The following is a 13,713-nucleotide window of genomic DNA, read 5'->3' as shown; positions in this document are numbered from 1 at the left end:
GAAACGGGGACGCCGGCTTGCCCAGCATACCCCCAGCAAGTCGAACTCGTGTTCGACGACACAGGTATACGGGAAGGGTCCGACAGTTTTCGGAGGCGAGGAAGAAACCGCAGGTCAGGGCTAGAGTTTGACCATCGGGACGCTGCCGATCAGCATCAGCCGGACCTTGCCGGCCGCACCGAAATCGATCGTCGCCGTGGCACGCGGGCCCGTGCCGTCGCAGGCGACGACCGTTCCGAGCCCGTACTTGTCGTGACTGACCCTGTCGCCCACGTCGAGCTTGAGCGCGACGGTGTCCTTCCAGCCCTTGCCGAACGGGCTCGTGCTCGCCGCCCGCGACGACGAGCCGCCACCACCGCCTCGGCTGCCCCAAGTCGTCGCGGCCCGCGGCGAACCGCCTGACGAACCGAAGCCACCGGAAGAAGAGGAAGGCGCGAGCCTGCGCCAATCCACCAGATCGGCGGGAAGCTCGTCGAGGAACCGCGAAGCCGGGTTCATCTGTGGCTGGCCCCAGGCCGAGCGCACCATCGAACGGGAGACGTATAGCCGCTTCCTCGCCCGCGTGATCGCGACGTAGGCGAGCCGGCGCTCTTCGGCCAGCTCCGTCGGGTCACCGAGCGCGCGCATATGCGGGAAGATCCCGTCTTCCCAACCCGTTCCGAAGACGACCGGGTACTCCAGGCCCTTCGCGGTGTGCACGGTCATCAAAGTGACCACGCCCGCGTCGTGCCCATCGTCGCTGTCGCCGCCGTCCGGCGACGGGACCGAATCCGCGTCGGCCACCAGCGAAACCCGCTCCAGGAACGCGGGCAGCGAGCCCGGCTCCGGCACCCCCGGGTCCGCCTCCGGCAACTCACCGTCCGGACCGGCCACCTCGGCGGTGAATTCGGTGAACTCCCGCGCGACGGTGACGAGTTCCGTCAGGTTCTCCACCCGCGACGCGTCCTGCGGGTCGTCGGACTCCTCGAGTTCCGCGCGGTAACCCGTGCGCTCCAGGACGGCTTCGAGGATGTCGGCGACTTCGGCGCCGCTCTCGACGACCTCGCCGAGCTCGTCCATCAGCTCGACGAAACCGGTGATCGCCTTGGCGGAGCGCGGGTTCAGCAGCGGCACCTCACCGCTGACGGCACCGCGCAACGCCTGCGCGAACGAGATGCGCTCACGCTCGGCGTACGTCGCGATGACGGCTTCGGCGCGATCCCCGATGCCGCGTTTGGGGACGTTGAGGATACGGCGCAGGCTGACCGTGTCCTCCGGGTTCGCCAGCACCCTCAGGTACGCGAGCATGTCGCGGACCTCGCGCCGCTCGTAGAACCGCACCCCGCCGACGACCTTGTACGGCAGGCCGAGACGGATGAAGATCTCTTCGAAGACACGGGACTGGTTGTTGGTGCGGTAGAAGACGGCGACGTCGGAGTAGTCCGCTTCGCCCTTGTCCGCCAGCGCGTCGATCTCGCCCGCGACGAACGCCGCTTCGTCGTGCTCGTTGTCCGCGACGTAGCCGACGATCTTCTCGCCGTCGCCCGAGTCGGTCCACAGCCGCTTCGCGCGCCTGTTCGGGTTTCGCGCGATGACCGCGTTCGCCGCGTTCAGGATCGTCTGGGTCGAGCGGTAGTTCTGCTCCAGCAGCACGGTCCGCGCGTTCGGGAAGTCGCGTTCGAATTCCTCGATGTTGCGGATCGTCGCGCCGCGGAAGGCGTAGATCGACTGGTCCGCGTCACCCACGACGCACAGCTCGGCGGGCTCGATCCCGGCCTCGTTCGTCTCGGTGCCGACCAGCTCGCGGACCAGCGTGTACTGCGCGTGGTTCGTGTCCTGGTACTCGTCGACGAGCACGTGGCGGAAACGGCGCCGGTAGTACTCGGCGACGTCCGGGTACGTCTGCAGGAGTTCGACCGTCCGCATGATGAGGTCGTCGAAGTCGAACGCGTTGGCCTGGTTCAACCGCCGCTGGTACTCGACGTACACCTCGGCGACGCGGCGTTCGAGGTCGTTGCCCGCGTCGGCGACCGCCGTCTCCGGATCGATCAGTTCGTTCTTGAGGTTCGAGATGTGCACGGCCAGCGTGCGCGCCGCGTACTTCTTCGGGTCGATGTCGAGATCGCGGGCGACGAGGGTGATGAGGCGCTTCGTGTCGTCCGAGTCGTAGATGGAGAAACTCGACGACATCTCCAGCGTTTTGGCCTCACGGCGCAGGATCCGCACGCACATGGAGTGGAACGTCGACACCCACATGGCGTTCGCGCGGCGGCCGACGAGGTCGCTCACCCGCTCCCGCATCTCCGCGGCCGCCTTGTTGGTGAACGTGATCGCCATGATCTGGCCGGGGTGCACGTCCCGTTCGGCCAGCAGGTACGCGATCCGGCGGGTCAGCACCCGGGTCTTGCCCGAACCCGCGCCCGCGACGACCAGCAGCGGCGAGCCCGCGTGTGTCACGGCCTCGCGCTGCGCCGGGTTCAGGTCGTCGAGCAGGTCGGAGTGCCGGGGCTTGGCCGGACCGTCCGCTGGGAGATCGAAGAGGGTGTTCATCGCCGGTCCACGCTACAGCGCCGGGCGTAGGCGGTGTTGCCGCCTGCCGTCCGACGCGCTGGCGGTGTTCGCGGCGCAGGATCGGATGCCATGGACACCAACGGGATTCCCTCCAGGCTCAGGGCCGCCGACGCCGACCGCGAGCGGGTCGCCACCCGCATCCAGGCCGCCGGCGGTGAAGGCCGTCTCACTCTCGAAGAGGTGGAAGACCGGCTGAGCGCCGTGTATTCCGCCAAATACACGGACGACCTCGCCGCGCTCACCTCGGATCTGCCGAAACCCGCCCCGAAGCGGCGTCCGGTCGCCCTCGGGCATCCGGCGGTGCGGATCCATCTCGCGATCGCCGTCGTGCTTTCGGTGCTGTTGATCGCCCGCTGGGTGGCCTCCGGGGCGCCGTTCTTCTGGCCGGCGATGCCGATGTTCTGGCTGGCCATGAGCGTCCTGGTGCACGCGCGCGTCCGCGGAGCACGCCGTCGCTTCAAGCCGGAGGACGGCATCGCTGTGGCATAATGAGCGGCATGCGGCACCTCGCGACGCGATTTTTTTACGGGACCCGGACTCCGGCTCCCGTGATCGCATAGTGCCGCCAATGCCATCACCTGAAGCCCCGGAGTCCACGGACCCCGGGGCTTTACGCTGTTCCGGGGGCCAGCAGGGAATCCGGACCGAAGAAAGGTCCCGATGAACACCACACAGAAGCCGGACGCCGAAGAACCCACCGCCACGGCCGAAGAGATCGGCGAACTCCGCAAGGAGATCGACTTCCTCGACGGCGAGATCCTGCGGCTGGTCAAACGCCGCGTCGAAGTCTCCAAGACGATCGGTGCGGCCAGGATGGCGGCGGGCGGCACCAGGATCGTCTACAACCGCGAGATGGACGTGCTCGCGCGCTACCGCGAACTCGGGCCGGAGGGACGGCAGCTCGCGATGGCGCTGCTCAACCTGGGGCGGGGCAGGCTGGGGCGGTAGTGGTAGCAAAGGTCCCTTGCTCCCCGGCGCCGCGTCCGGATCGCGTTTAGCCCGCTAAACGCGATCCGGCCACGTCACGATCCTGCGGCGTGAGGCGGAACTCAGGGTGTTCCCCGAGCCACCACGGCGCGGGACCAGGCAAACTGGACACATGATTAACCTCATCGCCGTGATCATCGCGATCGCCGGTGTCCTGGCGGCATTGGGCCATGTCGGTTATCTCGCCATGCTGAACAGCGCGGCGGGTAAGCGCGCGGGTGGCACTCCCGTCGCCCAGTACGTCAAGACGCGCTGGCCGATCGCAGCGGGTACCACCGCGGCCTCGCTTTTCGCCTGGCTGCTCACGAGTGGGGGAACGACGCTCGACGTCATCGCGATTTTGCTTGCAGCGGGTAGCGGTATCACCGCCACGAAAGCCCTGCAGTCGACCCAGCAGAAGTACCGCAGCGGCAACTGAGCGACGTCACCAGCGCCGATAGCACAGCGTTACGTCACCGAGGCCCGTTCGGCCGCGCCCGACCGAGTGAAACATCTGCAACTTGCAGAGTGGGTGAAGACTTGCGGGTGTCGAACTTTTAGTGTGGACCTCGTGAGGACCCTTGCGTCTGGGTCGGGCGATGCCCGCATGGCGCGCGGGGGCGATGGCCCCGCGCGCCCCCAGTCGTATGCGCGTGCATTTGCTCACGAGACTGCCCGGGAGTCTGCAAGCGAGGGATCCCGTGAAACCGCTGCTCCGTTCGGCTTAACCGGTGTCACATCGCCGTCAGGACGGGCCCATGAGGGGGTCGCTCGGACATGAACGGCTGGGCGGAACACCAGGGACGCAACGGCACCACACAGACGGGTCGCCACCGGGCGGGCGGCGCCGAGAGCTGGACCCCACCCGTGCCGCCGAGGCGGCAGCGCCCGACCGGGCACGGGCATCACGCGCACCGCGAGTTCGCCCCGCCTTCCACCGGTTCCCTTCCCTTGCCGCCACCGCGGAACAGGAGGGCGCCGAGCCCCGGCTACGCCCCATCGAGCGGCCTCTTGCCGCTCCCCCAGCCCGCCCGTGAGGTTGCCGTAGAGCGCCCGGCGCGCGTCGAGGTCTCGTTGACCGAACCCGTCCTGTCTCCCATCGAGGAGCGCCGCGCGAAGGCCGCCCAGCGCACGAAGGTGACGCTGACCGCCCCCTCGCCCCGCCGTCCCGAGCCGGCGGAGATCGACGACAGCGACGTCCGTGTCTACGTCGCCCCGCCCGTCGACGGCCTGAGCACCTTCGATCTGGGCACGGTGCCCGCCTCGGTGACCCCGCCCAAGACCTGGCGCAAGGCCGCCTGGTTCGCGGCGGCGGCGTCCGCGCTGGTCGTGGTCGGCCTGCTCTTCGCCGGTTCGTTCCTGGTCGGCAAGCCCCTCCCGGAGCAGCAGAGCCAAGGCGGCTGGCCCGGCTATCGCGGCGGCAGCCCGCTGAGCCAGGACGGTCTCGCCGGTAATCCGACCACCCCGCCCCAGGGCGGCGCGGCGGGCAACCCGTCCGAATCCGAGACCGATTCCTCCACCAGGGACGACCGCAGTTCCAGCAACTCCGGCACCTCGTCGGACAGCGACGACACCGGGACCGGCTCGTCGCAGCCCGACTCGGGTGGGCCGGTCACGTCCGGGTCCGCGCCGTCGTCGAGCAACCGGCCGCAGAAGCCGCCGGTCGTGCCCGCCGATCGCACCACCACGACCTCCCCCTGGTACGCGCAGCAGCCGGACGCACAGGCGATGGGCGACAACACCGAGATCTTCCTCAACTCTGTCACCACCGATCCCCACGAGGCGTCCTCGGTGACCTCCGGCAGCCTGGGCGAAGAAGGCGCACAGGGCCTCCGTGAGCGCTACGCCGACGTCGCGTACTTCGAGGTGAAGAAGGTCGCCATCGACCAGCGCCGCGGCGTCACGGTCAACACCGTCGAAGTCACTCACAAAGACGGCACCAAGACCATGGAGCAGCGCACGTTCACCTTCGGTGACGACGACAAGATCATCGACGACGGCATGTAGGGCATCGCGCACGTGCAAGTGTCCTGTTCCTCTGCACGTGCGGTGCGTTGAGCGGTCATCCCTGGTCCGGGTGGGTGACCTAAGCTGCCGTTCGTCGTATCGCGACGGCATTCCGGCGATAGAGCCTGGCCGGGGACCGTCCGCACAGGGTTACCTGACGATTGCAGGGTCCGCACCGTTCAGAAGACGGCCGCGCGGACCAAAGGCACCGGCCGAACGGCCCAGTGCCTGCCCCGGACCAGAGCGAGGAATTTCGTGCTTGATCGACAGCGCATACGGCGTGAGGACGCCGTACGTGTCGAGGACGTCATCCCGGAAGAGATCCTGAACGACACCCGCGTCGACCGCGAGTATCTCGAGCAGGTCTTCCGCGAGCCGCAGAAGTTCGTACCCGCCCGCACCCGCGAAGAGCCCGCGCCGCGGCCCGAGCCCGAAGAGGACGAGCCGGAGAGCCGCGCCGCCCGGCGGGCCAAGCTGGCCGGGCTGGTCGCCGCCGGACTGCTGGTCGCGGGCGCCGTCGTCACCGCGGGCGTGCTCGCGGGCACCCAGCGGGAAACCACGGTGCCGGGCGCCTCCGCACCCGAGACGATGAGCGGAGCCGCCGCGCTCGGCGGACTCGCCGTCCCGGACTCCACCGAACCGCAGCAGCGCAAGCAGGAGACGCCGACGTCGTCGGGCACCAGCACGAAGGCCCAGCCGTCTTCGGGCACCGGTTCGGGCTCGCTCCCCCGGCAGAGCTCCTCGGCGGGCAGCACGAGTCCGCAGCCGTCCGCCAAACCGGTCGCGGTCAGCACGGTCGCGGACAAGATCGAGGCGGTCCGGACGTTCTACCGGACCGTCGACGCCGATCCCTACGGCGCGATGTCGCTGATCACGCCGGTGCTGGCCGAGTCCGAGGCGGGCAAGCTGATCGAGGCGTGGAGCGCGATGGACGCCATCCAGATCCAGGACCTCCGCGAACAGGCCGACGGCACCATCCTCGCCGTGGTGACCATGCGCAATCCGGACGGCGGGCTGCTCCGGGTCACCCAGGTCCTGGAATTCGCCGACGAGACGACCGGCCTGATCACCGACGCGCGGCTGCTGTCCGCGCAGCACATGTGACGGACACCCCGCGTGTAACAGCCCTCCACCCAGGGCGATCAGAGTGTGCCGCGTGTGTGTGCGCAGAGTGAGCGCCTAGCCTTGTCACGAGTCGGTCTCGGAAAAGCCGGCACACAGACCACTACATGTGCATACGCTCCAACGCTGTGGCGTGCTGAAGGCCGCACCGCGTGCGCGGACGACTCCGCGACGTGAAGACGGAGCCCAAAGGGAGGTCGCGTGAGCGACGAGGGTCGCCTGGTCGCCGGTCGATATCGCATCGCCGGGCGGATCGGCACGGGCGCGATGGGGGCCGTGTGGCAAGCGCACGACGAGGTACTCGGCCGCACGGTGGCGATCAAGCAGCTGCTGCTGCAACCCGGGCTTGAGGCTCACGACGCCGAAGACGCCCGCCAGCGCACGATGCGCGAGGGACGGATCGCCGCGAGACTGCACCACCCGAACGCCATCTCGGTGTTCGACGTCGTCACCGACGACAACGGCCAGCCGTGCCTGATCATGGAGTACCTGAACTCCACGAGCCTCGCGCAGGTGCTGCAGGAGGAGCGGACGCTGCCGCCGACCGAGGTCGCGCGGATCGGCGCACAGGTCGCGGCGGCACTCACCGAGGCGCACGCGGTCGGCATCGTGCACCGCGACATCAAGCCCGGCAACATCCTGCTGGCGCCCAACGGCACGGTGAAGATCACCGACTTCGGCATCTCGCGGGCCAAGGACGACGTCACGGTCACGAAGACCGGGATGATCGCCGGAACCCCCGCCTACCTGGCGCCCGAGGTGGCCATCGGCGGCGACCCCGGCCCGGAGTCCGACGTCTTCTCGCTCGGCTCGACGCTCTACGCCGCATGCGAAGGCCAGCCGCCGTTCGGCCTCAGCGAGAACACGCTGAGCCTCCTGCACGCGGTCGCGGCCGGGCAGATCATCCCGCCGCGTCAGTCGGGCCCGCTCGCCAGCGTGCTGGCCGTGCTGCTGCATCCGGAGGTGCGGCACCGGCCCACCGCCGAAGAGTGCGAAGAGCTTCTCGCCGCCGTCGCGCGGGGTGAGACGCCGCTGGGCGGCCCCGCGGACGACACCGTGCTCGCCGCGCCCATCGCGGGCGCGCTCGCCGGCGGCGGCGTGACCCAGGCGCTCGACAGCGAGGCGGCCGGCCACTCGGGTTCGCTTCTCGACGATCAGGCCGCGGCCGGTTCGTACTACGACGACGAAGACGACTACCAGCAGCCGCCCGCGTCGGGATACCCGGAAGACGACTACGACAGGTACGACAACTACGACGAGACGGCGCTGCTGTCCGAACGCGGCCACCCCGGTGGGGGCCCCGCGCCCACGCGCGCCGTCCCGATCCCCGCGGGCGACTACGACGACGATCCCTACGACGACGACTACGACGACCCGCCCCCTCCGCCGCCGCCCACCCGCGCGCAGACCAGCCCGGTGGACGAGGACGACGAGAAACCGGGCGCGTGGAAGAAGCCCGCGATCATCGGCGGTGTCGTGGTCGTGGCGCTGGCCGCGCTGGGCTTCTGGCTGCTGACCCCGAACAATCCGGAGACGCCCGCCCAGGTGGGGAACTCGTCTCCGAAGCCGACTCCTTCGGCGTCGTCTTCGGCTCCGGAGACGACGGAAACGCCGACGGAGACGCAGTCGGCCGAGCCGCCCAAGGACACTCCGACCTCGTCGAAGAAGACGTCGAGCAGGGCGACGCAGACGGACGAGCCGGAAAGGCCGACCAGCTCGAAGCAGACGAAGACGTCGAGTGCGAAGCCGCCGTCCTCGTCGGAGGCTCCTCCGTCGAGCAACACTGCGAGCCCGACAACGACCCCGACTCCAGCCGGAACGTGATCCATTGAGTTCTGAAGGTTCCATCGTCGGCGGCCGATACCGCCTCGACCAGCCCATCGGGCGTGGCCGGGCGGGCATCGTGTGGCTGGCGTTCGACACCCGTCTGCTGCGCACGGTCGCGATGAAGCGCATGTACCTGCCCGTCGGCCTGCCGCCGGACCGGGCGGAGCAGGCCAAGGCCGTCGTCGTCCAGGAAGGCAAGGACGCGGCCAAGTTCGAGCACGCCACCGCCATCAAGGTGTACGACGTGCTGCCCGACGGGCCGGACGTGTGGCTGGTGATGGAGTACATCCCGTCCCGCGGGATGGCGACCTTCCTCGCCGAACACGGCAGGCTGACCGCGGAACAGGCGGCCGGGCTGGGCATCGTGCTCGGCCGCGCGCTGGCCGCGATGCACGAGGCCGGGGTGGTGCACCGGACCGTCGAGCCGGGCACGGTCCTGCTGGCCGACGACGGCGGCGTGAAGCTCACCGACATCGGCATCACCGGTGGCGGTCCGAGTCCGGCGTACCGGGCGCCCGAGGTGGCGCGCGGCGAACCGGCGACTTCGGCGTCCGACGTGTTCTCACTGGGCGCGACGCTGTACACGGCCGTCGAGGGGGTGCCGCCGTTCGGTGAGGACGGCGAGTCCTCGGAACGGCCGCCGCAGACCGCCGGGCCGCTGGCCGGTGCGCTGCGCAAGATGCTCCGGGCGGAGCCGGACGCGCGGCCGACGATGGCGGACACCGTCCGCTCGCTGAACGCGATCACCGAAGGGCGGCAGACGGCGTTCATCCCGCCGACCGCCCCCGCGATGCCGACGGTTCCGGCCTCGATGCCGATGCCCGGCCAGCAGGCACCGCAGCAGCCGGTTCCGCAGTTCCCCCAGCACCAGCCGCAGCAGTATCAGCCGCCGCAGCCGCAGTACGCGCCGCCGACGCAGCAGTACGCTCCCGCCGCTCCGGCAGCCGCGAAGTCGCCGGACACCCGGAAGTGGCTGATCACGGCGGGCGCCGTGGTGGCGGCGATCCTGATCGGGGTGCTGTTCGCGGAGCTGTTCCTGATTTAGAGCCGCTCGAGAACCAGCGTCGCCAACTCCACGGGACGGCTGAGGTATGGGCTGTGGCTTGCCCGCCAGGTCACCGTCGTGTCGCACCGGGCGGCGAAGTGGACGACCATTTCCGGGACGAGCGTCCGGTCTTCGGTGCAGGTGACGTAGGTGGTCGGGGTGTCCTTCGACGCCGAGCCTCCCGGTGACTCGTCGAAGATCGTGACGGGCTCGGGACGCAGCAGGACCGTGGCGCGCTCGGCGACGGCGTCCGTGCAATCGGCGTACATGGCCTCGCGGACGGCGGCGAGGTCGAGATGGGTCCAGCCTTCGTCGTCGAAGATCAAGGGCAACTGCTGGGGTTCGCGGCCGGTTTCCTCTCTGGTCCGCTCGATCCAGTACTGCGCGGTTTCACCCGGCTCGCTGACGATCGCGGCCAGGTAGATCAGATGCGCGGCGCCCTGGAGCCCGCTGGCGGTCAGGCCGCCGAAGGAGTGCGCGAGCACCACCGGCGGCTCGGCCGCCTTGTCGACGATTTCCTGGACGGCCCGGGTGGTTTCGGCGATCGGGCGCGCGCCGAGGTCGGGGACGGTGACCTCGGCGCCGTCCCGGCGGAGGCGTTCGACGACCTCGTCGAAATGGGCGGGCTGGTGCCATGAGCCGTGCAGGACGATCAGGGGACGCACCGGGGTCCTTTCGCCGGCGGGAATGTGGCTTCCCTGCCAGGTTGTCGACCGCCGTCGCGGCTGTTCAAGGTCAGCCGGTTTTCGTGCCCACTCGGCCATTCCCGCTTGCCTGTCCGGCCCCTTCGCGGATCGCGCCGAGGAACCGGCGCACCGCGGGGTGTTCCCTGGCGTGCGCGGCGACGGCGGCGTGGATGGACCGCACCGGATCCGGACGGCGGACCTTGCGGATGGCGACGCCGGGATGCGGGGCGCCGAGGCCTAGTTCCGGGATCAGCGCGACGCCGAGCCCAGCGGCCACGAACCCTTGTGCGGTCTGGTAATCCTCGGATTCGACGACATGGTTCGGGGCGAATCCGGCCGCGCCGCAGGCGTCGAGCAGGATGTCGCGGCAGGCGCCGGGGAGACCGTCGACGCCGACCCACGGATCCTCCGCGAGCTCGCCGAGATCGAGGACGCGTTTGCGGGCGAGCCGGTGGTTCTTCGGCAGGATCGCGCGGTACGGGTCGTCGAGGAGGTGGATGTACTCGACGCCCTTGATCCGGGGCGTGCTGCTGGGGAGCACGATCATCGCGACGTCGGCCTTGCCCGATTCGATCTCGGGCATCGAATCGTCGGGCTCGACCAGTTTCAGGTCGAGGCGGACTCCCGGGAAGTCACGGCGCAGCGCGGCGACGGCCAAGGGCACCAGCGACGCGCCGGCGGTGGCGAAATAGCGGATCGCGAGCCTGCCCGTGCGGCCTTCCTTGAGTTCGGTGAGCGCGGCTTCGGCCTTGGCGAGCTGCGTGCTCAGCGTTTCCGCGTGTTCGGACAGCAGCGAACCGGCCGGCGTCGGCCGCACGCCGCGGCCCACGCGTTCGAGCAGTTCGACACCCGCTTCCCTTTCCAGGGTGGACAATTGCTGGCTGATCGCGGATGGTGTGTAGCCGAGGTTCCGGGCGGCGGCGGTGATCGAACCGCTGCTGATCACGGCTCGGAGGACCTGCATGCGGCGGACGTCCAGCATGCTCCGATCGTACAGTTCTTCTTAAGGCTCCCTGCAGTTATTTTCGCTTGTCCTTACGCGTCGGCCCCGCGAAGCTGGGCCAGGCACTTAAGGAGGACTGGGGTGGGCGAGACGAAGACCCTGCTGCGGATCGGCGCGCTGGCGCTCATGTGGGGATCGAGTTTCTTCTGGATCAAACTGGGGCTCGGCGCGTTCACGCCGGTGCAGCTGGTACTGGCGCGGGTGGCGCTCGGCGCGGCGGTGCTGATCGGGCTCTGCTATCTCGGCCGGGACAGGCTGCCGTCGGGGCGGCGGATCTGGGGACACCTGGCCGTCGCCGCGTTCTTCCACAACGCGTTGCCGTTCCTGCTGTTCGCGTGGGGCGAGCTGACCGTCGATTCGGGGATCACCGGCGTGCTGAACTCGACGACGCCGCTGTGGGTGCTGGTCGCCGCGCCGATGATGGGTGCGCGGACGAAGATGACCGCGGTGCGGGTCACCGGGCTGGTCGTCGGCCTTGCCGGGATCCTGCTGATCTTCGCGCCGTGGGAGGCCTCCGGCCTGCTCAGCTGGGGCGCGCTGGCGTGCCTCGCGGCGGCCGCGAGCTACGGCTTCGCGTTCGTCTACGAGGGCAAGTACCTCACCGGCACCGGTGACTCGCCGATGTCGCTGGCCGGCGGGCAGATGCTGCTGGCGACCGGGTTCCTGGTGCTCGCGATGCCGATGGGCGGTTTCGAACCGGTGCACCTGAGCACCGGCGCGATCGTCGCGGTGGTGATCCTGGGGATCGGGTCGACCGGGATCGCGTTCGCGCTGAACTACCAGCTCCTCGCGAGCGAGGGCGCCGTGGCGGCGTCGATCGTCGGCTACCTGCTGCCGGTGGTCTCGGTGCTGCTCGGGGCGGTGTTCCTGGCCGAGCCGCTGAACCCGCGGGTGATCGCCGGGATGGTCGTCGTGCTGGGCGGGGTCGCGCTGACCCGGCTCCGCCCGAGGGAGCAAGGGACCTTTGCTACCACTCCGCAGGTCGAGCGCCCCTTGGCCGCCGTCGATAAGGTCGCGCCATGACGGACACGACGACGCTGTGGCGCCCCACCGGACCCGTCGAGCTCGACCTCGTCCGCGAGTCGGGCTGGCGCGAGTGGCCGCCGAGGCTGCCGGAGCAGCCGATCTTCTACCCGGTGCTGAACGAGGACTACGCGATCAAGATCGCCCGTGACTGGAACGTGCGCCACAGCGGCGCGGGCTTCGTGACGCGGTTCGAGGTCGAGACGTCGTTCGTCGAGCGGTACCCCGTCCAGCAGGCGGGCGGGAAGACGATCCTGGAGCTGTGGGTCCCGGCCGAGGACCTCGCCGAGTTCAACACGCACATCGTGGGGAAGATCGAGGTCACCCACGAATTCCGCTGACCTGCGTTTAGCGGGCTAATCGCGATGCGGTGGGGCCTGGGGGCTCGCCGGATCGCGTTTAGCCCGCTAAACGCGATCCGGGGTCAGGGCCGCGAAGATGAGCAGGGCGGCGAGGACGATCTCGACCCAGAAGTAGAGCCAGCTCGGATAGAACCGCTCTGGCCGTTCCGCGAACCGCGCGACCAGCCGTCCGAAGGCCATCCCGGCGAGCGCGACGGCCACCGCGATCGCGACGCCCCGCTGGATCCCGCCGACGTCGAAAGCCGCGAACCCGAGCAGCACCGCGACGGCCACCCCGAAGCCGCCGTAGACGGCCCGCACCTCGGTCCGCGCTGTCGCCGATTCCAGCGAGATGCCGAACGGCCGGATCAGCCGCTTCGGCGCGGCGAGCCCGAGCAGTCCCATGCCCAGGAAGAACACGGCCACCAGGCCGAGCAGAACAGGCGCCACCTAGACGAGACGCCGGTCGGAAGCCCAGCGGGAAAGCTCGTACCGGTTCGAGAGCTGCGTCTTCCGCAGGACGCTCGACACATGGGTCTCGACGGTCTTCACCGAGATGAACAGCTCCGACGCGATCTCCTTGTACGCGTACCCGCGCGCGAGCAGCCGCAGCACGTCGCGCTCCCGCGGGGTCAGCAGGTCGAGGTCCGGGTCGCTGATCGGCGCGGAACCCGGCCGGTCGGCGAACGCGTCGAGCACGAACCCGGCCAGCCGCGGCGAGAACACCGCGTCCCCGTCCGAGACCCGCACAACGGCGCGGACGAGCTCCTTCGACGAGATCGTCTTCGTGACGTACCCCCGCGCCCCCGCGCGGATCACGGCGATCACGTCCTCCGCGGCGTCGGAGACCGACAACGCGAGGAACACGACGTCCGGCAGTTCGGGCCGGACCCGGCGCAGCACCTCGGCGCCGCCACCGTCCGGCATATGCACGTCGAGCAGCACGACCTGCGGTTTGGTCCGGGCGATACCCGCGACCGCCTCGGCGACCGAGCCCGCCTCACCGACCACGCGGACGTCGTCGGTGATCGAGTCCAGTTCGGTGCGCACACCCGCCCGGAAGAGCGCGTGGTCGTCGACGAGGAAGACCTTGACCGGCTCCCGCGTCTGCTGGTTCTCCGTCACGATGCTCCCTCGCTCGCC

At 69.6% G+C, this 13,713-nt stretch carries 14 protein-coding genes; 9 read left to right on the top strand and 5 right to left on the bottom strand.

Features of this window, described 5'->3' with window-relative positions; translation table 11 throughout:
- Positions 1-120: 120 nt before the first annotated feature.
- Positions 121-2,529 carry a DNA helicase PcrA gene (pcrA, locus tag AORI_RS44950; RefSeq protein WP_016331193.1) on the bottom strand — a complete coding sequence of 803 codons (2,409 nt, stop codon included), beginning with the start codon at positions 2,527-2,529 and terminating at the stop codon, positions 121-123.
- A 90-nt stretch (positions 2,530-2,619) separates the two neighbouring features.
- On the opposite strand from pcrA, the gene AORI_RS44945 reads away from it, so the two are divergent.
- The 7 genes from AORI_RS44945 to AORI_RS44915 all read left to right on the top strand — a co-directional run bounded on the left by AORI_RS44945 (position 2,620) and on the right by AORI_RS44915 (position 9,517).
- Positions 2,620-3,039, top strand: a complete 420-nt coding sequence (locus tag AORI_RS44945) for a DUF1707 SHOCT-like domain-containing protein (protein ID WP_016331192.1) — start codon at positions 2,620-2,622, stop codon at positions 3,037-3,039.
- Positions 3,040-3,210: 171 nt separating this feature from the next.
- Complete coding sequence (locus AORI_RS44940) at positions 3,211-3,498, top strand: chorismate mutase (protein WP_016331191.1); 288 nt, start codon at positions 3,211-3,213, stop codon at positions 3,496-3,498.
- Positions 3,499-3,649: 151 nt separating this feature from the next.
- Positions 3,650-3,955: a hypothetical protein gene (locus AORI_RS44935; RefSeq protein ID WP_016331190.1), complete on the top strand. Its 306-nt coding sequence runs from the start codon at positions 3,650-3,652 to the stop codon at positions 3,953-3,955.
- 635 nt (positions 3,956-4,590) lie between these two features.
- On the top strand, positions 4,591-5,523 hold the full coding sequence (locus AORI_RS44930; RefSeq protein WP_016331189.1) for a hypothetical protein: 933 nt from the start codon (positions 4,591-4,593) through the stop codon (positions 5,521-5,523).
- Positions 5,524-5,778: 255 nt separating this feature from the next.
- A complete protein-coding gene (locus tag AORI_RS44925) occupies positions 5,779-6,627 on the top strand; it encodes a hypothetical protein (protein ID WP_016331188.1) in 849 nt (282 codons plus the stop codon).
- 219 nt (positions 6,628-6,846) lie between these two features.
- The gene (locus AORI_RS44920; RefSeq protein WP_016331187.1) at positions 6,847-8,469 is read left to right on the top strand and encodes a serine/threonine-protein kinase; all 1,623 of its coding nucleotides are present in this window, start codon (positions 6,847-6,849) and stop codon (positions 8,467-8,469) included.
- A gap of 4 nt (positions 8,470-8,473) precedes the next feature.
- The gene (locus tag AORI_RS44915) at positions 8,474-9,517 is read left to right on the top strand and encodes a serine/threonine-protein kinase (RefSeq protein WP_016331186.1); all 1,044 of its coding nucleotides are present in this window, start codon (positions 8,474-8,476) and stop codon (positions 9,515-9,517) included.
- Here the strand turns inward: AORI_RS44915 and AORI_RS44910 are convergent.
- Together AORI_RS44910 and AORI_RS44905 are read right to left on the bottom strand one after the other, a co-directional pair.
- The gene (locus tag AORI_RS44910; protein ID WP_016331185.1) at positions 9,514-10,182 is read right to left on the bottom strand and encodes an alpha/beta hydrolase; all 669 of its coding nucleotides are present in this window, start codon (positions 10,180-10,182) and stop codon (positions 9,514-9,516) included. The two genes, AORI_RS44915 and AORI_RS44910, sit on opposite strands and share 4 nt — an antisense overlap.
- Positions 10,183-10,252: 70 nt before the next feature.
- Positions 10,253-11,185 carry a LysR family transcriptional regulator gene (locus tag AORI_RS44905; RefSeq protein ID WP_016331184.1) on the bottom strand — a complete coding sequence of 311 codons (933 nt, stop codon included), beginning with the start codon at positions 11,183-11,185 and terminating at the stop codon, positions 10,253-10,255.
- A 102-nt stretch (positions 11,186-11,287) separates the two neighbouring features.
- Between AORI_RS44905 and AORI_RS44900 the strand changes: the two genes are divergently transcribed.
- Entirely contained in the window at positions 11,288-12,229 is a 942-nt protein-coding gene (locus tag AORI_RS44900; RefSeq protein WP_016331183.1) for a DMT family transporter, read from the top strand.
- Positions 12,226-12,570 carry a hypothetical protein gene (locus AORI_RS44895; protein WP_016331182.1) on the top strand — a complete coding sequence of 115 codons (345 nt, stop codon included), beginning with the start codon at positions 12,226-12,228 and terminating at the stop codon, positions 12,568-12,570. The genes AORI_RS44900 and AORI_RS44895 overlap by 4 nt, the downstream gene beginning before the upstream one ends.
- A 66-nt stretch (positions 12,571-12,636) precedes the next feature.
- On the opposite strand, the gene AORI_RS44890 is transcribed toward AORI_RS44895, so the two are convergent.
- Together AORI_RS44890 and AORI_RS44885 are read right to left on the bottom strand one after the other, a co-directional pair.
- Positions 12,637-13,020 carry a DUF4345 domain-containing protein gene (locus tag AORI_RS44890; protein ID WP_016331181.1) on the bottom strand — a complete coding sequence of 128 codons (384 nt, stop codon included), beginning with the start codon at positions 13,018-13,020 and terminating at the stop codon, positions 12,637-12,639.
- Positions 13,021-13,695: a response regulator gene (locus AORI_RS44885; protein ID WP_005165099.1), complete on the bottom strand. Its 675-nt coding sequence runs from the start codon at positions 13,693-13,695 to the stop codon at positions 13,021-13,023.
- Positions 13,696-13,713: the final 18 nt, after the last annotated feature.

Origin of the sequence: Amycolatopsis keratiniphila, assembly GCF_000400635.2 — a bacterium.
Classification (GTDB): domain Bacteria; phylum Actinomycetota; class Actinomycetes; order Mycobacteriales; family Pseudonocardiaceae; genus Amycolatopsis; species Amycolatopsis keratiniphila.
This window is presented reverse-complemented; position numbering and strand designations above follow the sequence as displayed.

Excerpts from the sequence above, each read along its gene's own strand:
- AORI_RS44905 (WP_016331184.1), bottom strand. The coding sequence starts at position 11,185 with ATGCTGGACGTCCGCCGCATGCAGGTCCTCCGAGCCGTGATCAGCAGC.
- AORI_RS44895 (WP_016331182.1), top strand. The coding sequence starts at position 12,226 with ATGACGGACACGACGACGCTGTGGCGCCCCACCGGACCCGTCGAGCTC.
- AORI_RS44935 (WP_016331190.1), top strand. The coding sequence starts at position 3,650 with ATGATTAACCTCATCGCCGTGATCATCGCGATCGCCGGTGTCCTGGCG.
- AORI_RS44945 (WP_016331192.1), top strand. The coding sequence starts at position 2,620 with ATGGACACCAACGGGATTCCCTCCAGGCTCAGGGCCGCCGACGCCGAC.
- AORI_RS44940 (WP_016331191.1), top strand. The coding sequence starts at position 3,211 with ATGAACACCACACAGAAGCCGGACGCCGAAGAACCCACCGCCACGGCC.
- pcrA (WP_016331193.1), bottom strand. The coding sequence starts at position 2,529 with ATGAACACCCTCTTCGATCTCCCAGCGGACGGTCCGGCCAAGCCCCGG.